Below are 26,294 nucleotides of genomic sequence, written 5' to 3' on the forward strand. Positions count from 1 at the left end.
ACGAAACATCAGAACCTTTTTTTGTAACGGATTAAGCAGTACAGATCACCCTTAAGATAGAGCTGTATCGCCTATGTAATGTGCCCCGATAGGTCAATCGTGGTTATAAAACACACTTCCGCCCACAAACTCTCGTAGCAGGGAGGCACGGGGTAGTTGCTCACTGCGTATAGGCCGTATCAGTCTAAGAAAGCGCAGGAGTCGCTGAGCTGTTGCATATTCGGGCAATGCCTGTGGCACTTGGTAGAGGAGAGGCTCTGCAAAGGGACGCAACGCAGAAAGCTCATACACCATAGCACTATTGAACATATCGTCCGCCAGCTCTTGGTAAGGAAACACCCACTTTTCCTCCCCTGCTCGTACTGAATCCCAGTTGTGAAGGGTATCGACAGCACTATAGCCTCGGTAACTGTGGTCCCTGATCATACGTCGCAAAAGACGATTATCTGTAGTAGAGATCCGATTATTCGGATCTAATCCTAAAGCTGTAAGACAGCTTACGTAAACACGGTGTAGTACCTTCTTAGGCACACTCTTAAGCAAATTGGGATTCAATGCATGAATACCCTCCAAGAGCAGCACATCACCCTTTTCCATTGTCATGGTGTCGCCTTTATAGACACGCTTCCCCATTGTAAAATCAAAGGTGGGAAGCTCGATGGTTTTTCCTGCCAAAAGAGCTGATATATCTGCGTTAAAAAGCTTTAGATCAATGGCGGTAAGTGCCTCAAAGTCATACTCACCGCTTGGCGTGCGTGGAGTGAGCTCCCTATCGACGAAGTAATTGTCGATAGAGATCATACGGGGCTGCAAGAAGCAGGTGCGAAGCTGCGTAGTCAGACGATTGGTAAAGGTGGTCTTACCCGACGAAGAGGGACCGGACACGAGCACCACCCGAACACCCCGTTGATACCCCTCCGCAATACGGTCAGCAATGTGGGTGATCTTTTTCTCCTGCATAGCCTCACTGATGAGGATCATCTCCTTAAGTTTTCCCTCATCTATCGCTTGATTTACACTACCCATATACTCTAAATGAAGCATTTTGAGAAGCCGATCCTGCTCTTTGATTACGCTGCGCATCATAGGTTGCACTTCAATGGGGGCAAGTCGAGAGGGCTGCGCCATATCTGGCACCCGTAGGAGGAAGCCGTCTAAATGGGGAATGAGGTCATACAAATACACGGCACCGGTCTTAGGTGCCAAAGCCCCATAATAGGGATTAAAAAAGCCCTCTATGCCGTGGAGCGTTACATAGAGTGTACCGCAATTATCTATCAGGAGGGCAGAATCCTTGTCGCCTCGCGCTTCAAGTAGGGCAGCAGCTTCCGATGCCGGCAGCACTTTGCACTCTATATTCAAATTGGCTGCAATAAGACGATTCATCTCCTTTTTGATGGCTGCAAGATCGTCAGAGCCCACTAAACTACCATTCTCAATACTGCAGTAATACCCATTGGCAATAGAATGCTCTACATAGAGCCGGAAGGAGGGAAGCACATTGTGCACTGCTGTGCTCAAGATAAGGCTGAGTGTACGAAGATAAATCCGCAAGCCGTCTTCCGATTGGATGGTGATAAATCGTATATCACAGGGATTAATAAGCGGTGTATCGAAGGGAAGAACCACATTATTGACCAAAGCGCCTAAGGGCATATAAGGGAGTGTATCTTTCAGTTCATCAATCACTTTGCCCAGCGTAATACCTTTTTCTACGCTCTTTTTTTCATTCAAGTCAAGCAAATTAATTTCGATATGGTCCATTTTGTCTATACTTAATTAGTAAATTTGCTCTCAAATATAGGAAGAATACAAATAGCAACGGCTATGAGTTACGGAATATTGGACTTTATTACCCTCCTTGGTTCGTTGGGGCTATTCCTCTATGGGATGAAGGTAATGAGCGAGGGCCTGCAGAAAATAGCGGGCGAACGTATGCGCTCTATCCTATCCGCCATGACCTCCAATCGCGTCCTTGGCGTACTAACCGGTATCGTAGTAACCGCTTTAATACAAAGTTCCTCAGCTACCACCTTGATGGTGGTTAGCTTTGTAAACGCAGGATTGCTCAACTTAGCAGAATCCATCAGCGTGATTATGGGCGCCAACATCGGTACGACCGTCACGGCTTGGATTATATCGCTATTGGGATTCAAAGTGGACATCGCCTCTTTTGCCGTACCCCTACTTGCGATAGCAGTGCCTCTGTTCTTTTCTAAGAAGTCTAATCGGGTAGCATGGGGAGAATTCATTGTAGGCTTTAGCTTGCTTTTCCTCGGTTTACAGTTTCTCAAGACCAGTATGCCCGACCTACAGAGCAATCCGGATGCACTTGCCTTCCTACAGCGCTATACGGATATGGGCTACCTCTCCGTGTTCATATTCCTCCTTATCGGTACCATTCTCACTATCATCGTACAGTCTTCCAGTGCTACCGTAGCAATTACACTGATTATGTGTAGCAAGGGCTGGATACCCTTTGAGATGGCTACCGCAATGGTATTGGGCGAAAATATCGGTACAACTATTACAGCCAACTTAGCAGCCCTGAAAGCATCCGAAGCAGCTAAGAGAACGGCCTTCTCACACTTCCTTTTTAATATAACCGGTGTCTGTTGGGTACTCATCGTCTACTATCCCTTCACACACTTAGTGGCTAATATTTGTACGGCTATCTGCGGAGATCCACATGCGTTGCATGGGTATGCCATTCAACTAAGCGAAAGCTACGGAGCGGCCGAGATGTCGCTTATTACAGGAAATGAGCCGATAGCTGACCCTACACTCCACGCCCTACAGCAAGAAATATTGACCATGAGCACCTGTGTCTCTATCGGTATTTCACTCTTCCACACCCTGTTTAACTTCTGTAATGTACTGGTGCTGATATGGTTTGTACCACAAATTGAACGTATTTGTAAGTTGGTTATCAGAGATAAGAAGAAAGATGAAGAATCTGAAGTCAGCCACCTCAAATACCTTTCTCCCCGTATGCTGAGTGTAAGCGAGCTTTCACTCTTCCAAGTACATAAGGAGATGGGGGCATTCGGAGATCGCACCTTAGAGATGCTCCGACTCGTACAGGAACAGCTCAATGCAGAGGATGAATCAATCGTATTGGCACGCTACAACGAAATTGAAAAGAATGAAAATATCTGCGACCGCTTGGAGGTGGAGATTGTTAATTTCGTTACACGTGTCAGTGAGGGCGATCTTAGTAGCGAGGGGAAAGCCAGTGTACGTCAGACCATGCGTGCCGCAAGTGAGATAGAGAGTATGGGCGACTCCTGCTTTAGCATGGGACGTGCCCTTATGCGTGCCCATAATCAAAATGTCAAACTCAACAGCGCCCTTATACAGTCTCTCAATGCTTTGTTGGATCTTACCCGCACTAGTGCCGTGCGTATGGTGGAAGTACTCAATAAGCACAACGTAACCGCCAAAGACGCACTGTCTTCTTACGATATAGAAAACGAAATAGACAACATGCGCGATTCACTCATACAGCGTGATATGGTAGACCTCAAAGCCAAAAAGTACGCTTATAAAGAGAGTGTGATCTACTTGGATATAGTAGATGAATGCGAGCATTTTGGCGATTATGCCCTTAATGTAGTACAAGCAGTTGCAGAGAATAAAGTGTAATACACTATTTTTGAGACCTGGTAATAAATAAGATAACGAGACTATTCTTATATGGCAATTGAAATCAAGGAGGTACAGAGTAAAGAAGAGCTGAAGCGTTTTGTTCTCTTCGGAAATGAGCTGTACAAGAGTAATCCTTATCACGTACCTGTCCTCATAAAGGACGAAATGGAGACGTTAGATAGGGATATAAACCCTGCATTTGAGTTTTGTGAGTCTATTTATTTTCTTGCCTATCGGGATGGACAAATAGTAGGGCGTATCGCCGGCATTATCAATCATCGTGCCAATGAAGCTTGGAATCAACAGCATGCACGCTTCGGGTTTGTAGACTTTATCAATGACAACGAAGTAGTGGATGCGCTCTTTGATGCCGTTTCACGTTGGGCGAAAGATAAAGGCATGGATATGCTCCATGGCCCCATGGGCTTTACCGATATGGACAAAGAAGGCATGCTCGTGGAGGGCTTTGATCATATGAGCACTATGATCACAATCTACAACTATGCCTACTATCCCAAGCAGCTGGAGCGCATCGGCTTTATGAAAGATCAGGATTGGAAAGAATACCTCATTACCATACCCGACTCCATACCCGAAAAGCATGTACGCATAGCCCGATTGGTGGAGCAAAAATACGGTATATCCGTACTGAAAATAAAAAAATCGAAGGATTTGGTCCCTTATGGGCCTGTTGTATTTGATTTGATCAATAAGTGCTATGCCAACCTTTATGGCTTCTCTCAGCTGTCGGACCGACAAATAGAGTACTACTCAAAGATGTATATGCCGCTTCTTCGCCCTGACTTTGTCACACTTATTAAGCGAGAGGAAGACCAAAAGATAATAGGCTTCGGCGTGGCATTGCCCAACTTGAGTAAGGCACTACGCAAGGCTAACGGCAAGTTATATCCCTTAGGGTTCATACCGCTTCTGAGAGCACTCAAAGGACGCCCACAAGTGATTGACCTATACCTAATGGGAGTTCTTCCGGAATATCAAAACAGAGGGGTCAACGCACTTATATTCAACGACCTAATCCCCTACTTCCGCAATTCGGGAGCTAAGTATGCAGAGAGCAACCCGGAGCTTGAAACTAATATGAGCGTACAGCTGCAATGGAATTACTTTGAGCGCAAGCATCATAAAACACGCCGCGCTTACATCAAGCCTTTATAGTTTATTCTGTATACCGATCCAATGGGGCGAGAGTATTTACACTTTCGCCCCATTTTGTTCTACGGAAGTAGGCGCACAGCTTTAGATCTAAGCTACAGCGTAATCTCTTTTTCAAGAGTCATCTTTCACCAAGCTATATAAGATATTTTTGTACATTTGCTCTGTATTGGCTATTAACTTTTTAATATTAGATAGCTATGAAATGCTTTTCATGTAAGATAAAATCGGGAGTTGAACGCCTCCTATCCATCGGGTTAGTTCTATTGATTTCAGTTATGTCGCTTGGTGCGCAGTCACGTTATTCGGCTTTATGGAAGGAATGGGATAAAGCAAAAGCCAATGGCCTACCCAAGTCCGGGCTAGAGCAGCTAGAGAAAATCGCTCATTTAGCGAAGCAGGACAAGGCTTCGGCAGAATATACGCAAGCGTCACTTCTCTTATTTAGTGAGACTTTAGGCAATGAGCCGGGGTACGCCATAGCCAAGCTCAAAGGCTACAGTGAAGAGCGTTGGTTAGCAGAGGCTGATCGTGCGTTACTAAAAGCCTTTCTCATCTACTACTATGCATCTATATATGAGGACTATTCAGAGAAACAAGATAGGCAACGTACCGAAGAGCTACCCATAGAGCAAATAAAGCTTTGGTCCGCAGCGCAATACCTACAAGAGATCAGTAGCGAGTGGGAGCAGTTCACCGCATTAAGTTCCTCTCTGGGCAGCCTGTCTACGCTTCGCTATCCGCACATCTTTTTTAGCGGAAATGCAGCGAATGAGTTTAAGCACAATCTACGCTATGCAGTAATGGATATGCTTATTTTGCTGGTTGACTCTGAGTGGAGTACGCTGTCGAGTATCTCTCATTTGGTTCATCCTGAGTATATGTCGCTGACCTACTCCGAGATAGTCGAAGGGTTTACTCCCGGTGCCGTGCAGCCCCAACGAGACAATCTGCCCAAGCGGTACTTACAAGAGCTGCTTGCTGCCGAAACACAAGCTCCGGATCATATATCCAAGCTGGTTTACAAGAGGCTGCGCTACCGTATGCTCCCCGGAGAAGATGGCGTCAAGAGCCTCGCATTGTACGATTCACTCATCAGAGAATTTGAACCGCTAATACCTCACTCGGAGCATCTGTATGAGCTCTATGCGGACAAAGCTGATGTTTTAAGAAAGCTCAATCGCAATCAAGAAGCCGTTACCATAGCAGAGCGTATCAGCAGAGAGAAGCCTCGCTCGCACGCCGCCAAGAGAGCAGAAGAAATGCTCTGTTGGATTCGGAAACCCCTGCTTAATTTGAGTATAAATGAGGGGGAAAACGATCCGGAGGCTCCACTTAAAATCAACTTAACGTATAGAGAGATAGAGCGTGTTACCCTTAAGTTATACCATATTGCTGACCCCCGAGCAGTGCTCACAAAGACCTTACAACGTTACAGCACCGAAGAACAAAAACGCAAAGCCCTGCTCGCTATAGCCACCCCTTACCAAACGATTGAAATAAAACCCGTACGTAACGAAAACTACGAGTACACCGATACGACCTTTACCTACGCAGCATTACCATTAGGGGTGTACATCATCGAAGCCATTCCTACCCCTATCGATCAGCGTCAAAAGGAGTGGATTCAGAAAAAAGACTATACGTTGCTCCATGTAAGCAATGTAATGCGGTTGTATCGAAAGGCAGGCAGCAAGCGGGAGGCTCTTCTTGTTGACGCCACAGAGGGGAAGCCTCTGCCGGGAGCCTCTTTCGTTCAGTGGATCAAAAAGAATGGCAAGGTACACACACGCATAGATAAAGCCGATAGCAACGGCATGGTGCACTACACTCTGCTTGCCGAACAATGGACCATACAGAGTCTTGCCTATACGGATGAGGATACTTTTGCGCCGGTAGCGAGGCAGTGGAGCTCAAGCGGAAGTAGAGGCTCATCGGACGACATAGCTGCCACACTCTTTACTGACAGGGCACTCTATCGACCGGGCCAAAAGGTTTACTTCAAGGGGATGCTATATCATGCACAAGAAGGTCAAAAATCCCCTATTCCGGGAGAGAAAGTCTCTGTCACAGCTTATGATCAAAAAAGTGGTGAGGAGCATATTATCGGCCACTTTGAAACCAATGATTATGGATCCTTTACCGGTTGTTTTACGCTTCCGAGTGAATCTACCGCTACTACCTACCGGCTCACACTCTCTACGGATACGGAGGATTACGATGACGTAACCTTCCGTGTGGAAGAATACAAGCGTCCTACGTTTGAGGTAAAGATAGATACCTTGCAGCAAACCCCCTACTATGGACAGTCCATTACGCTATCAGCTACGGCACTATACTATGCCTCTGCTCCGGTTGAGGAAGCCGCTGTGCATTATCGTCTGGAGGCATCGCCCTATCGCTATCCATACTATCGCTACGAAAGCAACGAAAACTATCTAATCGCAGAGGGTAGCGGCACCACAGATAGCAAGGGAGTATTCACTCTTCCGTTAACGGAGCTTCGCCTATCCGAAAGCGATTCAAGTCGCTATGCCAATACGGCTTCAACACCTCTTCACGACGCTTTTATAAGCTATAAACTGGAGGTATCCATTACCGGTAAAGCGGGAGAGACGCACACAGCATCATTTTTCTTCAATACCGGCAAAGAGTGCGTCTCTTTGGCAAGCTCCCTCCTAAAAGAGCAGCCCATTGAGCAATTACTACAAGCCTGGCGCATTACAACAAAAGACTATGCCGCAAAGGAACTCGCCTTAAGTGGCCGATACTATGTGGCATCTCCAAGCGATACCACGCGAGCGTTGCTCTCCGGCACCTTTGAGAGTGGTAAGCCTCTTCCCACCGCTGCACTCAAAGCACTACCGGCGGGATACTATCGGCTCTATATGAATACCGAGTACAAGGGAGTAAAGAGTGAGGCAAAAGAGGACTTTCTTCTATTTAATCTAAAGAATGCCCCTGCCGTGCATAAAGAGAAGCTCTTTGTTTACCCCATCAAAAAGGAGTATTCAGCTACACAACCGGCCTCCTTCCTTCTTTCTTCGTCTGAAAAGGAACGTACCATCTATATGTATCTCTTTACTCCGGAGCAAGACCTGCGCAAAGAGACCATCGTACTTCACAAGGAGCAACGTATCATTGAAATACCTATTCCAAAGGGAATTGATAAGGCTACGGTGCAGTTTTTCTCCGTCTCTCACGGCAGAGTGTATACTGATCAAGAGGAAATTTGCCGACAAAAGCAGCAACCCACTCCTTCATTGCGCATCAACAGACTGAGTAAGCAGTACAAACCCGGAGAAGAGGTTACCTTAGGGATCTCATTGACCGATTCACTGGGTCGCCATTATCCGGCAGAACTTGCCATTTGGGCATTTGACGCCTCCTTAGAAGCTTTTGAACCCTACCGGATGCCTTCTTTGCAAAGCCATACTCCGCCCACACCCTTCAGGGGTTTCTATTCTCCCTATTTACTCACAGGGGGGCATATGAGCTATTACTTTAACTGCAATTCTCCCCGTTATGACACACCATGGGCATATGATATTATATTTATATCTTCTCCATATTTCATAACGGAGGCTTTGGGTGGCGCCTTGTATGGGAGTAGAGCTCCGGTCACTATGAGGATGATGAATGCGGCCCCAACGAGCTACGAAGCTAAAGAAGCGAATGCGAAGCAAGCCCTTAAAGAGGAAGTTGCTTTAGACGAAGTAGTCGTACAAGCAGCACGTGGAAACGATAATAGTGCAACCAAGCATGCAGCTCCAGAGTTACGGAGTGACTTTGCAGAGACCGCTTTTTGGCTTCCTGCTGAGAGGCTAAATGAAAAGGGAGAAACTACTCTACACTTCAAGCTACCCCATTCGCTCACTCGCTACAAGCTTGCCCTATTTGCTTTTAATAAGGAGCTACAGAGCTACGAGCTAGTGGAGCACTTTACCGTGGACAAAGAGCTATCTCTGACCACCAACTTCCCGCGCTACCTACGAGAAGGAGACAAGAGTTCAATGGCTGCCACTCTCAGCAATAAGGGCAATACCGAGCTGTCGGGCATAGTTTATTTAGAGCAGTTGGATGCTTTTACCGATGAGGTACTTCACCGCAGCGAGCAGGCTTTCTCTTTAGCTCCTGCCTCCAATGCCACATACTCTTTTGATCTATCGTATATAGCGAATCGCTCTTTCGTGAAATGCCGTATCGTAGCGGATGCCGGCACACGGAGTGATGGCGAAGAACGTCTCATTCCTCAGCTTGCTATTCGCAAACCATTTATTGAGAGCATTCCTTTCCTTTTGAGAGCCGGTAAGGCGCGTACAATAGATCTGTCGGCTCTCTTCTCAAAGGGGAGCAACGAAGCGCAACAACGCACTTTGTACATTGACGTAATGGGTAATCCCTTATGGGGTGCTTTAGACGAATTGCCCCTTCTGCTTACCACGAATGAGGAGGATGCAGTAAGCAATGCACTCTCCCTCTATACAAACAGTGTGGCAAAGAGCCTGCTCCGCAAAGAGCCTGCCTTTAAGCGTTTGTTAGAAATACGTGCCGCTACCGGCAAACGTCCGGAAAGCAAACTATTGACTGATCCGGAGAAACGAATAGCAGACACCCACCAAACCCCCTTCCTCCGAGATGCACTAAAAGAGCAAGCTTCTTTAGATCGTCTTACTGTGCTACTCGATTCCGCTTTGATGCAGCGTGCCGAACAGAGCGCGCTGGAAGCCCTTCTCCGGCTACGCAATAGTGATGGAGGCTTTAGCTGGATGCCCGGAATGGAGAGCAGCAGCTACATTACGCAGTATATCCTCTACCTCATTGCCCACATGGAGGCGATAGATACAAACAGCGATCTACAAGATGTGGTTAGTAGAGCCTATGACTTCTCACTAAGTAAGACGCGAGAAGAGTATGACAAGGAGCTACGTAAGCTGCGATACCTCTCTGTCACCGAAAAGATTGACTGGCTCTATCTCGCAGCGCTCATTCGTCCCAATGATCTTCGCTCCGGTGATAAGATGATTCAGGCATTCTTCAAGGAGGCGAAAGAGGAGTTACCTCGGCTTCGGATGAAGAGTCTTTCGCATCTCATCGTGGCGCTGCATAAAAAAGGCGATAGCCTTACAGCCGACAAAGCGAAGAGACGACTTGTGGAGTATCTACATGCGGACGGAGAGCGAGGTTTAATGATTAGAGAAGGATCGCGCTATGGAGAGTGGACACAGATTCGCACCCAATGTGCAGCCATAGAGGCTCTCTCGCTCTATCCGGAAGAAGCTGCTAAAATAGAGGAGATGAAAGTATGGTTGCTCAACAAGATGCGCACAACACGCCAACAAGACGATATATCTACGTCTATGGTACTGGCAACCCTTTTCCACAATACAGCTCCTATTATGACGTACAACGGCCCGGTACGCGTAACCCTCTCCTCAGGAAAGCAATTTACCACCCACGTAGATCCGACGGCCTCCGGTGTGGCTGCGCCTATCATTAAGGAGCAAATTACCCTCGCTGATAAGGAGCAGGCTCCGCAAAGCCTTACCGCTCTGAAGGAAGAGAAGGGTATTGCTTGGGGGGCAGTAGTGGCTTCCTTTACCCATCCGGCACAAGGCATTGAAGCATCGTCCAACGAAGCTTTGTCGGTATCTCGGAAACTATTCCGTCATATTACCGCAGAGAATGGGACCAAACGCTTAGAGCCCTTAGATACGCTACATGAGAATCAGTTGCGCATAGGTGACGTCATTACGGTGGAACTAATCATTGATGCCAAAGAGACATTAGACTTTGTAGTCATTCGGGATATGCGAAGTGCTGCATTAGAACCGGGTATTGGCGTAAGTGGCTATCAGTATAATTGGCGCAGTCTCTCTTTCTATCGCGAGATAAGAGATAGTGAAGAGCGCTTTTACATAGAGCATCTCCCAAAAGGGCTGCATCGATTAAGCTATGAAGCTGTGGTGGATCGCCACGGACACTTTTTCGCCGGAGTCGCTGAGCTGCAATCCCTCTACGCACCTGATTATAGTGCACACTCGGCCGGCAAAGCGCAGCTCGTGGTAGAAAAATAGAGTCAAGGACTTGAGGATAGAGTCGGGGCTACTTTCTTACGGAGGTAGCCCCTCTTTGTGAGCGAGTTAGTTTCTTTCTTACCCATACGGGCATAAGGAAGAAAAGCTTCATCAGAGCAGCGCAAAAAAAGATATAGATCTATCAAACAAAACATCAGAACCTTTCAAACAAAACATCTATACCTTTTATCCCATAGATACAGATCTTTTTTAATGCCTTATGGAGTACTTTACCACAATAAAGTATAGATGCAATTTGAAGAAAAAGTATATACCTTTGCAGAGGGAAAACACCATTTAAGGAATGGACTTTAGGCAAATGAGAGCGCTTGGCATTGCTCCGTTGGGAAATAACAGGCCAGAAGAGGGTGGAGATACTTGGTGCACGCACCATAATTACCGCTGCTTACTCCTATTGCCATTTTCTCTATTCAACTTTGATTCAGAGTATAACTTAATAACACAAACACAGAAATTATGAAAGTGATGAAGAATTTACACATTTTGCTCTTTACGAGCGTGATGTTTGTTTTGTTTGCCGGCTCTGTAGCATGGGCACAGAATAGGACGGTGGACGAAATTTATCTTCAAAACGGCTCCGTCCTGAAGGGTAGAATTGTAGAAGAGGAACCGGGCAAGACGCTCACCTTTGAGACCGGTGACGGGAATAGACTAGTTTATCCGATAGGTGACGTGAAGAAAATCGTTCGCGGTAGCGTGCAGCTCCGCACTCCCTTACGCAATGCGTCCCGCGTTAGCTATTACAGTTTAAACCTCGGTATGGCAACCGATTTTGAAAGCAGTGTCGGAATGGGCTTCAATCCCGCTGACTTTAACTTTGGAATAGGCAAAAGCGGCTTTGGTATTGCCCTTTCGTTTGGCGGTACTACCTATGCGCACAGTGCTTACTACAACGAGTATAAAGTTACCGCTACAACCAATATCTCCCATTTGGCAGTTGGTCCCTCATTTACATGGTGCTTCCCCACAATCGCCCTAACTCCCAGGGCATTGCTCGGATACGGAAGAGCGGCCACAGTTATGAAAAGTGGCAACAAATCGATAGAAGAAGGCGTAAAAGGTTTCTTTTTGGGTGCAGGTATGCACGCGCGCTTTTTTACTACGCACCGTTGGAACCTGCTGCTCGGATTGGATTATCAGCACTTCAACGAGTATAACGGAATGAACGTATCGGTAGGTTTTGCCTACACTTGGTAGTAAAACGAATATGAGAAAAGGTATTTGGGAGGCATTGCCTCTTTTAGTAGCGGTATGCTGCTTCTGTACATCTTTCACGGCCGAGGCGCAGAATGCACCATCGGGACGTGCGCTTAAGTGGAAAGTAGCCATTGGTCGTTTCTCTAACGAAACGCAATACGGAAAAGGAATCTTTTACGATAGGGAAAATGACCCGATGGCAAAGCAGGCGTTGGACATACTTTCCGCCAAATTGGCAGCATCCGGCAAGTTTATCCTCCTTGAACGTTCGGATGCCGATAAGCTGGCTTCCGAAGTTGAGGAAGGGCAACAGTCGGAGCGTATAGCTGCCGATTACGTAATATTAGGGTCCATTACAGAGTTCGGGCGCAAAACGACCGGCAAAAGTGACCTCTTTTCTGCTTCCAAAACGCAAACGGTAGAGGCTGCTGTGAGCCTACGGTTGGTGGATGCCAAAAGCAGTATGGTTATTTACAGCGAAGAGGGCAAAGGATATGCCGAGCTTACCAGCAAAACGACCCTTGGATTTGGAGGAAAGTCAGGCTATGATGCAACGCTGAGTGATAAGGCCATTTCATCCGCAATGGATCAATTGGTAGAAAACGTAATCAACAAGTGTAGCGATCGTCCGTGGCGAACCTATATCATTAGCTCAGATGCGGACGGCATCTTTATTGCAGGAGGCGCAAGCCAAGGTTTGAAAGTGGGGGATAAGTTTGATGTATTTATCCGTGGCAAAAGAGTAAAGAACCCACAGACAGGTACCATGATGGATCTGCCAGGCAAAAAGTGCGCCTCAATTGTTATAGATGCTCTTTTTGGAGACAATGTGTATAACGAAGGTGCCGTTGTATCTCTTGTAGAGGGAGCTCTTCCAGAAGATATCAATAGTTGTTATATAGAGGAAATAAAATGAAGCAAAGAATTATTGCGCCATTTTGGCTTGTTTCCATAGTTGCCTTGTTCTGGCTTGGGGGCATAACCTCTTGTGGCAGTGTAAAAACAGGAACAGGGGGATATGAGGACACAGCATACGTTACCGTTGCCTCCAACGGAGTGCAGAAAGGCGATACCGTGTTACTCTTTATTGATAAGGGAATAGGTCATTCTGTAAAAGTTGTGGCTGAAACTGATGCTATTAGAAAGGGCACCCCAATCCCCACGACCCCAGGCAAGCACATTGTTCAGGTCTATGAACAGTTGGAGGACGGAAGACCGGGACAAAAGCTCTATGAGTATACGATTTTCCTTTCTACCCGAAAGAATCGCGTTATCGTACTGAAATAATCAAAAAATATAGAAAAGAAAGGATTATACTATGCGACGGAAATGCTTATCAATAGCAGCGTTAGCCCTCTCGCTTCTTCTCGGTTTATCGGGATGTGGTACACAGAAGCCACTTTACTCGTGGTATAACTACGATAATGTAGTTTACAAGTATAGTAAAAGCCACACTTCTGAGGATCGAGAAAAATTGATTAAGACTTACGAAAAGCTAATCAATGAACAGCGAGGATCCCGCGGAGCTGTACCCCCGGGGATTTATGCAGAATACGGATACTTGTTGCTGAAAGAAGGAAAGCAAGAGGAAGGGCTTGCTCTTTTAAAGAAAGAAGTGGCTCTCTATCCCGAAAGTGCACCCTTTATAGGTAGGATTATTAAGCAGTTTGAAAAATGAAAACACGTTTTCTTATCCTTACAACAGCTGTAGCCCTAAGTGCCTTGTTCTTGTCCTCATGCGGATTGTTGAAGAAGGGTCCCACGCGTGGTGAAGCCTATGCTAAGATCTATTCAGAGGCACCCATCTCCATTTTGGTAATGCCTCCGATTAACGAAACGAATAAGGTTGATGCCAAGGAGGCTGTATATGCCACTCTCTATCGTCCGCTTGTGGATAGGGGATACTATGTTTTTTCGCCTCTCCTCTCTCAAGAACTACTTCAGTCTGAGAGTGCTGATGATGCTGAACGCTTTATAGATGGAACGCTAAAACCCTTCTATCAGGTATACCATGCAGATGCCGTTCTCTTCACCGTAATCAAGAAGTGGCAAAAGGCACCTTTGCTCAATAATATTAATGTAGAGATGGAATACATCCTTCGCTCCGGTAAAACGGACGAAGAGCTATTTCGCAAGGATGTTAAAGTTACAGTAGATTGCTCCGTAGTTAATGGTGGTGGCGTTTTAGGCATGCTGGCTAATGTGGTGTCTACTGCGTTAACTGAACATGTAGTGGGGGCTCGGAAAGCCAATAACTATGTGCTTTCAGATCTGCCCAATGGTACCTATACAGGCAAACGAGGAGCGGACAGCACAGAAATAGCACTCCCTGCTGAAATTAGGACAATGTCATCGCGATAACCTGTAATGGAGTGCATCTCGCTTAAGCCGCCTAATACGTTTCGATGCATTTACGCGGGAAGCGATGTGCTACCTGCTTTAGTCCTGCTCCAACGGAGCTAATAGACAGGATCTCAAAGGGAGCGGTACGCTCAAGAGTATAGGGACGTAATATTTTGCGTCCCTATATTTTATCCTGATCACAACCTTCAACTACCTGAAGCAAATCGCATGGTTGCGCTCTGTGGATTGGGTTAAGCACGCCACTGCACACATACAGGAGGGGGTAGACGACTCAGCAGCTTTTTTATTCCATCGAGCTACCCTTTTGCTTGTTTTTTGTTGCTCCCGCACGCCGAATCCCTTACCCATGCACTGCATACGAATTATCCATTTGGGTTCGTTCGCTTAACCCTTCTATCCCAATAGCTGTATCTTTTAAATGATACAAAATATTTAATTTTGCAACGTGGAAGGGAGCTTCTAACGCCAGACGGCTAATCCTTAAATCCACATGAAAAACATATTATAAGAATATCTATGGAAAGAATATTACACGACCTTAGTTTGTTTGATTTCAAATCGGCATTCTCTGCCTTTATGGTACTTTTTGTTTCAATTGATATAATCGGCGCCATCCCAATTGTACTCAGCCTTAAGGATAAGAAGCAGCCCTATTCACCGAACCGCGTAGCTATCTACACATTGATTATGCTACTTGCTTTCCTATTTGTGGGCGAGCCTATGCTAAACTTTTTCAGTGTGGATATCAATAGTTTTGCCGTAGCCGGGGCAATTGTACTCTTCGTATTGGCGGTGGAGATGCTATTTGGTGTGCAGGTATTCAAAGACGATACTGCCTCAGGAGGGAGCGCCACGATGGTACCACTTGTTTTTCCATTATTTGCAGGCGCTGCTTCTTTCACAGCCCTTTTAACCCTCCGCACAGCAGGTTACGCCTATTCCAATATTGTTTTCGCTATTTTTATAAATGCCATACTAATATGGCTCATGCTACGCTTTGTAGTTATACTGGAGCGTTGGTTAGGGAAAAGCGGTATCTACGTATTGCGTAAGTTCTTTGGCGTTATATTGTTAGCTCTCTCTATTAAGTTCTTCATCGACAACTTGCTGAAAGTGATTGAAATGTTCTACCCCTTAGAGGGATAGGCATAGCACTACCGGCTGATGACCTGAATAGTAATAGCCAAAAGCAGTAGGGCAAAGAAAAAGAATAGATGCAGCTTTTTGCCGAATTGCCTGAAGCTAAACACAGCTACTTCGCTGAGAGGTATCAGCACTAAGAGAAAGAGCCCTACCATATGCTGGGTATAAAAGAGGGCAAAAGGCAGTAAATAGAGGTATCTCAGCTGGGAAGCTATTTGATGCCTTGTAATCACCTTCGTCGGTTCACTGTATCCCAATCGGACAAGTAGCGTAAGTACAGCACAGAGCAACAGAGCGATTAGAAAACAGTGGGTAGGCAACCCGAAATGCACCCCAAGCCATATCGGCTGCGGTACAAATGCCTCTGCAAAATAGGAGAGCTGCGGCAACAGAGCCTCGGGGTATAGTACAAGAAAAGGAGTAACACAAAGCGCAGTAGCCACTACACCACAGAAAAGCGCAAGCATACTCTTTAGCTGTCCGCTCCTTTCTCCCGCCAGCATATTGATAAGTGAAATAGGCAACAACAATAGAGCCGGGGGCCAAATGAGTGCAGCAATTACACACCAGAAGCCTATGGAGGTGGCTCGGTAGGGAGAGGCCTCTTGATTCGGCTTAGAATCCGCAAATAAGTATAAGTTGATAATCTGCATGGGAAGCAGAGCAAAGAGCGCTTCTTTCCCTAAGAAAGCGTCCGGCAAGCACATTACCAGTAGAAGGGCTACAATAGAGGTTCTCAGCCGCTCTTCTTCTCTAAAAGGAAGGTAATGCACCACACGATAGTGCGCCAAGGACAAAGCAGCAAAGAAGCATAATAGAGCGATTGAACTCAGCAGGTAGGCAGGGCAAACGAAACCCCGCATACCGACCACCTCAGTGCTCTGTTTACCCACAAAGCAGCTCCCCAGCACAACGGCAACAGAAGCTACTATTAGGCTTACGAGAAGCCCTTTCGAGTACTTTTCGTAAGCCATTCTACTCTATACCTTACCTATGTCGTGACGGTAGTTCTTCCCATCAAAGAGTATCTGCTCCGCTACCGTATAGCATCTGCCGGATGCCGCTGCTACCGTAGATCCATAAGAAGCTACTGAGAGTACGCGTCCTCCATCGGTTACCAGTTTGCCATCGGTACGTCGTGTACCTGCCTGGAATATAATAGAATCTAAGGAGGGTTCAGGGAGAAGGATCTCAAAGCCTTTTACATAGCTGCCGGGATATCCTTTTGAAGCTAAAACCAGGCAACAAGCAGCGCGCTCATCCGTTTCCATATCATACTTATCCAACTGCTCCGTAGCTAATGCCTTTAGCAACCTGCCAAAATCACTTTTTATACGCAGCATTACCGCTTGTGTCTCGGGGTCTCCCATTCGACAGTTGTACTCTATTACGTACGGATTCCCCTTCACTTCCATTAAGCCAAGGAAAAGGAAGCCTTTATAGCAAATGCCATCCTCTTGAAGTCCCCTTAGTGTGGGCTCAATAATCCTCGTTTTCACCTTCTCTACAAAGGCTTCATCTACAAAAGGAACCGGACTGATCGCACCCATTCCGCCTGTGTTAGGACCGGTATTATTGTCCCCGATTCGCTTATAATCCATTGCTTCAGGCAGAATCGTGTAGTGCACTCCGTCCGTAGCCACAAACATAGAGCACTCCCGACCGGAGAGAAATTCCTCAATAACTACCTGCTGTCCCTTCTCTCCCCATACCCCGGCAAACAGCTCCTGCAACGCTTTGTCGGCCAGAGTACGATCTTCCGCAATGATTACTCCCTTTCCGGCAGCCAAGGCATCCGCTTTAAGCACATAAGGCGCTTGGAGTGTGTCCAAGAAATGCTCAGCCAACTCCAACTCTTCAGGCTTAAAAGAGCGGTAACGTGCAGTAGGTATGTCGTAGCGCTTCATAAAGGCCTTACTAAAAGCCTTACTACCCTCCAAGCGAGCTCCCGCAGCATTAGGGCCCACTATCTCTAAGTCGGGGAACTGCTCCCGACGCTCTTCAAACCAATCGACTATACCCTCTACCAAAGGAGCTTCCGGCCCCACAACAATCATATTGATATTGTACTGCCGCACAGCCTCTGCCACCGACTCAAAGTCGGAACCTTTTACTCGAGGTAGGTTAATGCCATAGTTCTCTGTACCGCCATTGCCGGGCGCTATATAGAGCTTTTCAACAATTCGACTGGCAGATATTTTCCATGCCATAGCCGCTTCTCTACCACCGCTACCGATCAGTAGCACACGAAGTAGCCCTTTTTCTCGCTTTTCTTCCATAACCGAATCAAAATTTACTGTTTTATCGTCGGCGCGTTCGTCACTCTTTTTGAAATATAAGATGCTCATAGGTGATCTTGGAAATACCGAGTTATTACTCTATTGAGGTGGACACGATCGTTACCTCTTACATTATGCTCATGCGTAGGATAGTAGAATGTATCGGGCATTGTACCGGCTTTAATGGCAGCTTGTACAAAGCGTTGTGCATGTTGCCATAGCACTACATTATCGATCACCCCGTGAATCAATAAGAGTCGTCCCTTCAGATCACCGGCACGCAGCGTAAGATTGTTTGCCTTATAGCCTTCGGGATTCTCTTGCGGCATATCGTTGTAGCGCTCTCCGTACATAATTTCGTAGTATCTCCAGTCCATTACGGGTCCACCGGCTACACCTACTTTGAAGATCTCCGGATAGGAAAGCATCAAATTAGTGGTCATAAAGCCGCCAAAGCTCCACCCATAGACACCGATTCTATTGTTGTCCACCCAAGGCTCAGCCATTAAATGGCGCACACCCTTTATTTGGTCACGCATTTCCACGGTACCCACTTGACGGTGGATCACATCTTCAAAGGCCTTTCCTCGGTTTGCTGAGCCTCTATTATCCAAGCAAAGCATGATATATCCCTGCTCAGCCATGTAGAGTTCCCAACCTCCGGCCCCGTAATTAGGCGTACAGTTGATCATCTGTGCATGAGGACCTCCGTACACATACAAAATAAGCGGATACTTCTTTGCGGGATCAAAATTAGAGGGTTTGATTATGCGGTAGTAAAGTTTGGTAGCTCCATCGTCTGCCGTAAGTGAATCCAGCGTAACGGTAGGCATCACGAAAGCTTTCGTTTTATCCTTTGCATCCAATAGGGTCGTTGGTTTCTTTCCCTTGGTATTGATGAGTGAGATGCGACGTGCTACTTCAGGCGATGTAAATTGGTCAATGAATGCCGTACCCTCCTCATTACTTACCACGGAATGCACCCCTCTTTGAGGAGTCAGATCGGTGAGTTTGCCACTCTTTATCGCTACGGAGTAGAAACGCTCTTCTAAAGGAGAAGCCTTTGTAGAGGTGAAAAGGATCTGTCGCTTCTTATCGGCAAAGCCCTTTACCTCCAACACCTCCCAGTCGCCTTTTGTGATCTGCTTCAAAAGCTTACCGCCACGATCATAAAGATAAATATGATTGAACCCATCTCTACGGGAGAGCCATAGGAAGCGACCGGTGCCGTCATTCAGGAAAATAGCCGGGGTTTGCGGCTCTACATACTTAGGATCAGACTCTTCAAAGAGCGTTCTGATGCAATGCCCACTCGTTGCGTCATATTCGTTCAGTGTGCAGCGATCTTGGTGTCGCGCCACCTCAGCGACAAGTATCTGCTTAGCGTTGGGCGTCCACGCTATATTGGTAAGAAAAGTCTCCTTGTCGCTCGGCGCTTCCAGATATATTGTCTTTCCTGTAGCCACCTTATAGATACCGATGGTTACATGATGGCTGCGATCGCCTGCCATCGGATAGCGAAGCGGCTTTACCTCAGCCTTTTCGTTGCTGATATAGTCCACAATGGGATACTCCGGCACCATGCTCTGATCCATTCGATAGAAGGCTACTTGGTCCCCTTTAGGACTGATGAAAATTCCCTTCTCAATGCCAAATTCTCTCTGGTGCACTGCTTCACCGTAGACTATTTCATTTCCTTCATTAGTAGCTATTTCGGTAAATTGGGTAGGGGTAAGAATCCCTAAGACCCCTTTTGCGCTACGGGCTACTACATACGCTCCATTTGGGTCAAACTCTAAGAGTTCATAAGGCTGTTGGTCGGCATCTTTTCGCGGAAAAGTGCGCACAAGCTTCTGCTGTGCCACATCAATCAGATATACATTATCTCCGTAGATGGCAAGCAATCCGCACTCCAAAGCTTGATAATAGGGAAAAGCTTTGCCATAAGACTTGAGACGTGCAAAATACTCATCAGAGGGGACCAAACGGAATAGGTCTTCTATGGTAAGGAGCGCGCTCTTCTTACCCCCGGGCGTGCATCCTTGAAGGGTAGCCTCCTGTCGCCAAATTGCTGTAGATTGGAGCCAGGTCAGACCGGACAAATACTCGGGATAGAAGGATTCGTAAAATTCATTGCTTCCGGGCGTAGCTACCTCAATGGTAAGTGGCTGCTGTGCAGGAAGGGATACTGCGCCCAAGGAAAGGAGCGCAATGGCAAATAAAGTTTGTCTGAGCGTTTTCTTAAGGTGTATCATTCTTTTCTTTTGCGTTTTTGTTCGGGTTCTCTTCTTCTCTGTGATTTTGTATTTACATCGCTGCCAAATACCTGTATTTCCTGTCGATAGCCTCTCGGGCGCTCATACGACTTTGCATCAGGTAAGGGGTGCCCGTCAATAAAGCGACTTCGTTCCCTTTTGCGACGAGGTTGTGCTTCACTGTTCGGTGCCGGAGTAAAAGGGGATAGCGTGCGGCTATCGGTAGGTATGCTACGTTTTGCCCTATTTTCAGCTTTATCGGCTTTCCACGCCTTATGCTTTCCCTCGAAAAGCTCATAGCTACGCAACTCGCATTGCAGTTCGCCATTAAAAAGCGTTTCACGATGTTTTTGCTTCAATCCTAAAAGGGTCAGCAGCTCCGGAGGGGAGGCCAAAACCCATGCCTCACATCCCCCGAACTGATGCTTTAGCACCGAACCGATATTGCGGTACAGCTGCTCCAAATTCTCGTGTCCAATTCGTTTTCCATAAGGAGGATTGAGGACAAGGAGTGTAGGCTCGTCGGGTGCTGCTACATTCACTATATCTATCTGATCCAACTGTATCTGACTTTTAAAGCCGGCACGAGCTGCATTTGCGCCTGCTATCCCCACAGCTTTGAAGTTACGATCGCTGCCCCAAATGGTTTTTTCAATGGGAATAATATGGCTCTCTGCTTCGGCACGCACTTCACTCCACAAGGAGGCATCGAAATCTTGCCAATGCTTAAAATTGAAATCAGGACGGAAGCGTCCTGCCGGTGTATGCGAAGCAATCATGGCGCCCTCAATAAGGAATGTGCCACTCCCACACATAGGATCCATAAGCGGCTGCGAACCATCGTATCCTGCTTTTAACAGAATGGCAGCAGCCAATACCTCATTCAGTGGGGCTTCGTTGTAGGCAGCTCGATAACCACGATGGTGTAGCGACTCTCCACTACTATCTAAGGAAAGTACCACCCGATCTCCGGATATATGTAGATGCAGGCACAAGTCACAACGACGCTCCTTACAGGCCTCTACATTGCGCGGATGGCTGCTTGCTGCATCAAAGTCGCGAATGGCATCTTTCAGTCGGTAGAGTGCGTAACGGCTATTGGTAAAATGCTCCGAAAAAATAGCCGTATCAATAAAGAAACGCCCCTCCAAGGGTAGCAACAAATGCCAATTGAATTTTACAAAACGCTCATATAGGGCATCATAATCGGTCGCACGAAACTGTAGGATAGGCTTTAGGATGCGCAGCGCCGTCCGGAGCGAGTAGTTGGCTTTGTACAGAAGTTGCTGATCTCCCTCAAAAGTAACCACGCGGCGACCTATCTCTATCTGGGTCGCCCCCAAAGCTTTTAATTCATCTGCTAGCTGAGGTTCTACACCTGCCAAGGTGGTAGCCGTCATCGCAAAGCGAGTGGCTTCAGTAAAGTCTGTGGGCTGCAAATTTGCCATATAAAGTATTCTTATGCTCCTTTCTATGCAAAAGTAATCATTATTAGCCGCTTTTGCCATTCATTTGCATTGCGTTAGACTCCCCCTGAGGTGCTATTGCAGTATCTCTGCTACTACAAGATCCCGACTAAAGGTACTTTTACCTCATCTGAATGGAGACGCAAAATAAACCTCCATACCCACTCCATTCGGACAATAGATGCGGCCGGCAGAGCACACTACAAGGTCAAGACAAAACATCAGTATCTTTCGATTAAAACATCAGTATCTTTCAATCGAAACATCAGAACCTTTCAAACGAAACATCTATACTTTTTTTCAGCGATGCACTATATCGCATAATATAATCGTCCCTTATTGCCGTGTCATACTTTTTATCAGCCTTTTCAAAGGGGTTATTAGGGAATTACGAAATATCATAAGGTACTTTTTGTTTATCTTTGCCATAGGCTGCCGTAGCGCACTCTGCACCGAAGGATACCGCAGCAGAAGCGTCCGGTACAGCGTAGTAAAAATGCGTCAAGACAGCACAAGTAAAGAGGAAAATAGATTGTCGGTAATAGAGCGAATATACATCCCGGAGGGAGGAGATACGACTCAATTGTATGGAGTTAACCGAGCAAACCTAACCCTTCTGAAACATCTGTTTCCGAAGGTGCGTATTTTTGCTACGGAGGGCGTGCTAAAACTGCTTGGACGCGAAGATGAGATCGAGCAAGTAGTAAATGTATTGGATCTGCTTTCAGAGCATATTGAGCGGTACAATACCTTAGATGAGGAGACGATCCGCCGCGTGGTAGCCGGAGAGGTGATGATTGCCCCTACCCCACCGGAGCATCATATCATTTATGGAGTCCGAGGGAAGAGCATTTCAGCCCGAGGCGCCAATCAGCAAGCTGTGGTACGCGCTTTCGATGAAAAAGATCTGATCTTTGCAGTCGGACCTGCCGGCACAGGAAAGACCTACATCGCCATTTCATTGGCAGTAAAGGCTCTCAAGGAACGCAAGGTACGGCGCATCATTCTCTCCCGTCCGGCTGTGGAGGCCGGCGAAAAGCTCGGCTTCCTTCCCGGTGAGATGAAGGACAAATTAGATCCCTATCTACAGCCCTTATATGATGCCTTAGAGGAGATGATCCCCGTAGTGAAGCTCAAAGACTACATGGAGCAAGACCGCATACAGATAGCCCCACTTGCTTATATGCGCGGAAGAACGCTAAATGATGCGGTGATCATATTGGACGAAGCTCAGAATACCTCTATTCATCAGATGAAGATGTTCCTTACCCGCTTAGGCTTCAACAGCAAGATGATCGTCACAGGTGATGTAACTCAGATTGACCTACCCAAAGGAGTGCCCAGCGGACTTAAGCACGCACTGAGTGTACTGGAACCCGTACCCGATATAGCCAAGATATACTTCACGAGAGAGGACATCGTGCGACACCCCTTGGTGGGCAAAATAGTGGATGCCTATGAGCATGAAAAAGCCTCAAAGGAAGAAGAGAATAACAAAGAAAACTAAAAAGCAGTAGTATAAGTAATATGGCAACAATGAGAGAAACGCTTACCGAAACAAATTTCAAATTTGATGGTGCGTTGAAATGTTTTCACGGCAAAGTAAGAGATGTGTATTTCTTCAAAGATTTAGTAGCGATGGTCGTTACAGACCGCATCAGTGCCTTTGACCGGATTTTGCCCAAAGGGATTCCCTTTAAGGGCGAAGTACTCAATAAGATAGCCGCTTATCAATTAGAAGCGACCAAGGATATCGTGCCGAATTGGTTGATCGATGTACCGGATCCCATGGTTACAGTAGGAAAATGCTGTAAGCCTTACAAGCTGGAGATGATCATACGCGGCTATATAGCAGGGAGCGCATGGCGTGCCTATGAAAAGGGAGCGCGTGAGATATGCGGTGTAAAGTTGCCCGAAGGCTTAAAAGAGAATCAACGTCTTCCCCAGCCTATTATTACCCCTACCACGAAAGCCGACAGTGGACACGATGAAAACATTTCTCGTGAAGAAATTATTGCACAAGGCATCGTGAGCGAAGCTGAATACAAGAAGATGGAAGAGTACACCTATAAACTCTTCGATCGCGGACAACAGCTTGCGCATGACAAGGGACTTATCCTAGTAGATACCAAGTATGAATTTGGTAATTACAACGGGGAGATAACCCTAATCGATGAGATCCACACGCCCGACTCGTCGCGCTACTTCTACTTAGAGGGCTATGAAGAGCGCTTCCGCAATGGAGAGCCTCAGAAGCAATTATCCAAGGAGTTTGTACGCGAATGGCTTATGGCGAAGGGATTCAGTGGCAACGAAGGAGAAGAGGTACCCGAAATGACCGATGACTTCGTACTCTCTGTATCAGAACGCTATATCGAACTGTATGAAAAAATGACAGGCAAGCACTTCGAAAAGAGCGACAACGAGCCTCTCGCTGCACGTATTGAGCGCAATATGAATACCTTCTTTAAGCACCACAAGGCATAAAGAACACTGCAGAAAAGAAGTATTATGGCAAGAATCCCCTTTGAGAAACCGAATATCAATGCCATGTTTGACGAGATATCAGGTAACTACGATAAACTGAATGCTCTGATGACTTTTGGCTTGTATAAGCAATGGCGTCAAGCGGTCGTATATGCATTGGGCGATGCACGTCCACAGCGCATCTTAGATGTAGCGACCGGTACCGCAGATATGCCTATTCTGCTCGCCAATTCAATTCCTTCGGTAAAAGAGATCGTAGGAGTGGATTACTCTGCCGAAATGCTTCGAATCGGAGAAGATAAAGTTAAATCCGAACGTCTGAATAAAACCGTCCGTCTGCTTCCTTGCAACGCAGAGCTTCTGCCATTTGAGGACGAGACGTTTGATGCGGTTACCTGTGCATTTGGGATACGTAACTTCGCGCACCGCGAGAGAGCACTCAGCGAAATGTTGCGCGTGTTACGCCCCGGAGGCAGGCTATGCATCCTTGAACTAAGCATTCCACGCAACCGCTTGCTCAGAATCGGCTACAACGCTTATACAAATAGCGTTATTCCCTTCCTGGGAAAGCATGTAGCAAAGAATGAAAAAGCTTATCAATACCTCACCCGCTCCATTAAGGCTATGCCCCAATATGAGCGCATGGTAGCTATTATACAAAGCGTAGGCTTTACGAGAGTTCGCTTCAGAGCACTCTCGGGAGGGACTGCTACCCTGTTTGAAGCGATGAGATCGAGCTCAACACCATTGATACAAGCATAAAAAGTATATGGCAACGAAAGAATATGCTTTGATAGGTCATCCGGTAGCCCATTCAATGAGTGCACACTTCTTCAACGAAAAGTTTCGTATTGAGAAGATTGATGCACACTACACATTGATTGATTTACCCGAACTGAAGGGGCTTCGCAAACAGTTTATACTGCATCCTTTCTTAGCCGGATTTAATGTCACAAGCCCCTACAAAGTATCCATCTTAGAGACGCTCAACGAACTCGACGAAGAGGCTCGTTACGTAGGTGCGGTAAATACCGTGACCGTCCGCCGAGGCTGGTTCGGACGACGTATACTGAAAGGATACAATACAGATGTGGAAGGCTTTATGCAATCCATTGAACCACTCCTTAAACCTCATCATAAAAAAGCACTGATCATAGGGACCGGAGGCGGTGCTATGGCTGTAGAGCGGGCCTGTAAGAAGATGGCTATCGACTGCCGTATGGCAAGCCGGCGTATAGGCTATAAGGACACTATCGGGTACGACCGTATCACTCCCGAGGTGATCGATGAGTACAAAATAATAGTCAATGCCACACCGGTAGGCATGTCGCCTCATGTGCTCGCTGCCCCTCCAATACCCTACGAAGCACTCACTCCGGATCACCTTTGCTACGATCTTATCTATTCGCCTGAGGAGACGCGTTTCCTGCATTTAGCCAAGGAGAGAGGAGCTACCATAAAGAATGGGCTCGACATGTTACTGATTCAGGCGAATGAAGCATGGAAGATATGGGAACAAGCATGAGAATGAATAACAGATTTACAGGGACTTTTAGGGCAATGCTAACGGCTACTTGTATGCTGTTTGCACTATCCTTTCGCATGTCTGCGGCCAATCCCCTACCGGATGAGCCGGATTCATTGATTGTAAATCCTCATGGTGCCGGATTCGATACCACCTACGTATATGCGTTACCTAATGTAACAGTAGTACACCATTGGTCACCTAAGTACGCTCCCCTCACAACTACCGAGAAATCGGACTACTGGCGTCGGATCAGAGATGTGAAGATCGTACTCCCTTATGCGGAAATGATCTCGACCTACATCATAGAGACCTACGAATACTTAGAGCGTCTGCCCAATAAAAGGGCCCGAAGAAAGCACCTTAAAGTATTTGAAAAGGAACTCATGGAAACCTATAAACCGGTAATGAAGAAGCTAACCTTACGGCAGGGGAAACTGCTCATTAAACTGGTAGATAGAGAAACTAATAGCACGGGCTATGAGATAATCAAAGCCTTCTACGGGCCCTTTAAGGCTTTTTGGTATGGAGTCTTTGCGGAGTTCTATGGGGGAGATTTGCATGTAAAGTATGACCCTCGCTACAATGCAGACGATGCACTTACAGAGAGGATAATATATCTATTGCAGCACCACCTGCTTTAAGCTGCTTTTTGATAC

General features: G+C 46.7%; 19 protein-coding genes. 14 read left to right on the forward strand and 5 right to left on the reverse strand.

All coding sequences use genetic code 11. The features are described from left to right. Positions 1-93: 93 nt before the first annotated feature. A complete protein-coding gene (locus ACLWMH_RS07655) occupies positions 94-1,764 on the reverse strand; it encodes a nucleoside kinase (RefSeq protein ID WP_411916105.1) in 1,671 nt (556 codons plus the stop codon). A 63-nt stretch (positions 1,765-1,827) separates the two neighbouring features. Here ACLWMH_RS07655 and ACLWMH_RS07660 point away from each other — a divergent pair, with 63 nt between their 5' ends. From ACLWMH_RS07660 to ACLWMH_RS07700, 9 genes are all read left to right on the forward strand, one after another. Next, positions 1,828-3,645, forward strand: a complete 1,818-nt coding sequence (locus ACLWMH_RS07660) for a Na/Pi cotransporter family protein (protein ID WP_411916106.1) — start codon at positions 1,828-1,830, stop codon at positions 3,643-3,645. Between the two features lie 51 nt (positions 3,646-3,696). Continuing rightward, positions 3,697-4,824 carry a GNAT family N-acetyltransferase gene (locus ACLWMH_RS07665; protein ID WP_411916107.1) on the forward strand — a complete coding sequence of 376 codons (1,128 nt, stop codon included), beginning with the start codon at positions 3,697-3,699 and terminating at the stop codon, positions 4,822-4,824. Between the two features lie 197 nt (positions 4,825-5,021). Further along, on the forward strand, positions 5,022-10,898 hold the full coding sequence (locus tag ACLWMH_RS07670) for an alpha-2-macroglobulin family protein (protein WP_411916108.1): 5,877 nt from the start codon (positions 5,022-5,024) through the stop codon (positions 10,896-10,898). A 486-nt stretch (positions 10,899-11,384) separates the two neighbouring features. After that, on the forward strand, positions 11,385-12,116 hold the full coding sequence (locus ACLWMH_RS07675) for an outer membrane beta-barrel protein (RefSeq protein ID WP_411916109.1): 732 nt from the start codon (positions 11,385-11,387) through the stop codon (positions 12,114-12,116). A 10-nt stretch (positions 12,117-12,126) separates the two neighbouring features. Next, positions 12,127-13,032, forward strand: a complete 906-nt coding sequence (locus ACLWMH_RS07680) for a CsgG/HfaB family protein (protein ID WP_411916110.1) — start codon at positions 12,127-12,129, stop codon at positions 13,030-13,032. After that, complete coding sequence (locus ACLWMH_RS07685; protein ID WP_411916111.1) at positions 13,029-13,403, forward strand: hypothetical protein; 375 nt, start codon at positions 13,029-13,031, stop codon at positions 13,401-13,403. The genes ACLWMH_RS07680 and ACLWMH_RS07685 overlap by 4 nt, the downstream gene beginning before the upstream one ends. Before the next feature lie 31 nt (positions 13,404-13,434). Continuing rightward, positions 13,435-13,794, forward strand: coding sequence for a DUF4810 domain-containing protein (locus ACLWMH_RS07690; RefSeq protein WP_411916112.1), 360 nt, complete (start codon positions 13,435-13,437; stop codon positions 13,792-13,794). Then, a complete protein-coding gene (locus tag ACLWMH_RS07695; protein WP_411916113.1) occupies positions 13,791-14,477 on the forward strand; it encodes a GNA1162 family protein in 687 nt (228 codons plus the stop codon). The genes ACLWMH_RS07690 and ACLWMH_RS07695 overlap by 4 nt, the downstream gene beginning before the upstream one ends. A 519-nt stretch (positions 14,478-14,996) precedes the next feature. Next, positions 14,997-15,626: a MarC family protein gene (locus ACLWMH_RS07700; RefSeq protein WP_411916114.1), complete on the forward strand. Its 630-nt coding sequence runs from the start codon at positions 14,997-14,999 to the stop codon at positions 15,624-15,626. An 8-nt stretch (positions 15,627-15,634) separates the two neighbouring features. Here the strand turns inward: ACLWMH_RS07700 and ACLWMH_RS07705 are convergent, their stop codons facing one another. The 4 genes from ACLWMH_RS07705 to ACLWMH_RS07720 form a co-directional block, all read right to left on the reverse strand. Next, positions 15,635-16,597 carry a hypothetical protein gene (locus tag ACLWMH_RS07705; RefSeq protein WP_411916115.1) on the reverse strand — a complete coding sequence of 321 codons (963 nt, stop codon included), beginning with the start codon at positions 16,595-16,597 and terminating at the stop codon, positions 15,635-15,637. Positions 16,598-16,603: 6 nt separating this feature from the next. Then, positions 16,604-17,902, reverse strand: coding sequence for a phosphoribosylamine--glycine ligase (purD, locus tag ACLWMH_RS07710; protein WP_411916251.1), 1,299 nt, complete (start codon positions 17,900-17,902; stop codon positions 16,604-16,606). Positions 17,903-17,967: 65 nt separating this feature from the next. Continuing rightward, positions 17,968-20,157, reverse strand: coding sequence for a S9 family peptidase (locus tag ACLWMH_RS07715; protein ID WP_411916116.1), 2,190 nt, complete (start codon positions 20,155-20,157; stop codon positions 17,968-17,970). Then, on the reverse strand, positions 20,154-21,605 hold the full coding sequence (locus ACLWMH_RS07720) for a THUMP domain-containing class I SAM-dependent RNA methyltransferase (RefSeq protein ID WP_411916117.1): 1,452 nt from the start codon (positions 21,603-21,605) through the stop codon (positions 20,154-20,156). Before ACLWMH_RS07720 ends, ACLWMH_RS07715 begins: the two co-directional genes overlap by 4 nt. A gap of 514 nt (positions 21,606-22,119) precedes the next feature. Between ACLWMH_RS07720 and ACLWMH_RS07725 the strand changes: the two genes are divergently transcribed. The 5 genes from ACLWMH_RS07725 to ACLWMH_RS07745 are packed head-to-tail and all read left to right on the forward strand — an operon-like array spanning position 22,120 to position 26,279. Beyond that, complete coding sequence (locus tag ACLWMH_RS07725) at positions 22,120-23,130, forward strand: PhoH family protein (RefSeq protein ID WP_411916118.1); 1,011 nt, start codon at positions 22,120-22,122, stop codon at positions 23,128-23,130. Positions 23,131-23,159: 29 nt separating this feature from the next. Continuing rightward, the gene (locus tag ACLWMH_RS07730) at positions 23,160-24,110 is read left to right on the forward strand and encodes a phosphoribosylaminoimidazolesuccinocarboxamide synthase (protein WP_411916252.1); all 951 of its coding nucleotides are present in this window, start codon (positions 23,160-23,162) and stop codon (positions 24,108-24,110) included. Between the two features lie 24 nt (positions 24,111-24,134). Beyond that, positions 24,135-24,872, forward strand: coding sequence for a bifunctional demethylmenaquinone methyltransferase/2-methoxy-6-polyprenyl-1,4-benzoquinol methylase UbiE (gene ubiE / locus ACLWMH_RS07735; protein WP_411916119.1), 738 nt, complete (start codon positions 24,135-24,137; stop codon positions 24,870-24,872). 7 nt (positions 24,873-24,879) lie between these two features. Beyond that, complete coding sequence (locus ACLWMH_RS07740) at positions 24,880-25,635, forward strand: shikimate dehydrogenase family protein (RefSeq protein WP_411916120.1); 756 nt, start codon at positions 24,880-24,882, stop codon at positions 25,633-25,635. A gap of 2 nt (positions 25,636-25,637) precedes the next feature. After that, positions 25,638-26,279 carry a DUF4294 domain-containing protein gene (locus ACLWMH_RS07745; protein ID WP_411916121.1) on the forward strand — a complete coding sequence of 214 codons (642 nt, stop codon included), beginning with the start codon at positions 25,638-25,640 and terminating at the stop codon, positions 26,277-26,279. Positions 26,280-26,294: the final 15 nt, after the last annotated feature.

Origin of the sequence: Porphyromonas miyakawae (assembly GCF_045865415.1) — a bacterium.
GTDB classification, from domain to species: Bacteria; Bacteroidota; Bacteroidia; order Bacteroidales; family Porphyromonadaceae; genus Porphyromonas; species Porphyromonas miyakawae.

Excerpts from the sequence above, each read along its gene's own strand:
- ubiE (WP_411916119.1), top strand. The coding sequence starts at position 24,135 with ATGGCAAGAATCCCCTTTGAGAAACCGAATATCAATGCCATGTTTGAC.
- ACLWMH_RS07655 (WP_411916105.1), bottom strand. The coding sequence starts at position 1,764 with ATGGACCATATCGAAATTAATTTGCTTGACTTGAATGAAAAAAAGAGC.
- ACLWMH_RS07730 (WP_411916252.1), top strand. The coding sequence starts at position 23,160 with ATGAGAGAAACGCTTACCGAAACAAATTTCAAATTTGATGGTGCGTTG.
- ACLWMH_RS07715 (WP_411916116.1), bottom strand. The coding sequence starts at position 20,157 with ATGATACACCTTAAGAAAACGCTCAGACAAACTTTATTTGCCATTGCG.
- ACLWMH_RS07675 (WP_411916109.1), top strand. The coding sequence starts at position 11,385 with ATGAAGAATTTACACATTTTGCTCTTTACGAGCGTGATGTTTGTTTTG.
- ACLWMH_RS07670 (WP_411916108.1), top strand. The coding sequence starts at position 5,022 with ATGAAATGCTTTTCATGTAAGATAAAATCGGGAGTTGAACGCCTCCTA.
- ACLWMH_RS07680 (WP_411916110.1), top strand. The coding sequence starts at position 12,127 with ATGAGAAAAGGTATTTGGGAGGCATTGCCTCTTTTAGTAGCGGTATGC.
- ACLWMH_RS07660 (WP_411916106.1), top strand. The coding sequence starts at position 1,828 with ATGAGTTACGGAATATTGGACTTTATTACCCTCCTTGGTTCGTTGGGG.
- purD (WP_411916251.1), bottom strand. The coding sequence starts at position 17,902 with ATGGAAGAAAAGCGAGAAAAAGGGCTACTTCGTGTGCTACTGATCGGT.
- ACLWMH_RS07720 (WP_411916117.1), bottom strand. The coding sequence starts at position 21,605 with ATGGCAAATTTGCAGCCCACAGACTTTACTGAAGCCACTCGCTTTGCG.
- ACLWMH_RS07695 (WP_411916113.1), top strand. The coding sequence starts at position 13,791 with ATGAAAACACGTTTTCTTATCCTTACAACAGCTGTAGCCCTAAGTGCC.
- ACLWMH_RS07665 (WP_411916107.1), top strand. The coding sequence starts at position 3,697 with ATGGCAATTGAAATCAAGGAGGTACAGAGTAAAGAAGAGCTGAAGCGT.
- ACLWMH_RS07705 (WP_411916115.1), bottom strand. The coding sequence starts at position 16,597 with ATGGCTTACGAAAAGTACTCGAAAGGGCTTCTCGTAAGCCTAATAGTA.
- ACLWMH_RS07740 (WP_411916120.1), top strand. The coding sequence starts at position 24,880 with ATGGCAACGAAAGAATATGCTTTGATAGGTCATCCGGTAGCCCATTCA.
- ACLWMH_RS07690 (WP_411916112.1), top strand. The coding sequence starts at position 13,435 with ATGCGACGGAAATGCTTATCAATAGCAGCGTTAGCCCTCTCGCTTCTT.
- ACLWMH_RS07745 (WP_411916121.1), top strand. The coding sequence starts at position 25,638 with ATGAATAACAGATTTACAGGGACTTTTAGGGCAATGCTAACGGCTACT.
- ACLWMH_RS07700 (WP_411916114.1), top strand. The coding sequence starts at position 14,997 with ATGGAAAGAATATTACACGACCTTAGTTTGTTTGATTTCAAATCGGCA.
- ACLWMH_RS07725 (WP_411916118.1), top strand. The coding sequence starts at position 22,120 with ATGCGTCAAGACAGCACAAGTAAAGAGGAAAATAGATTGTCGGTAATA.
- ACLWMH_RS07685 (WP_411916111.1), top strand. The coding sequence starts at position 13,029 with ATGAAGCAAAGAATTATTGCGCCATTTTGGCTTGTTTCCATAGTTGCC.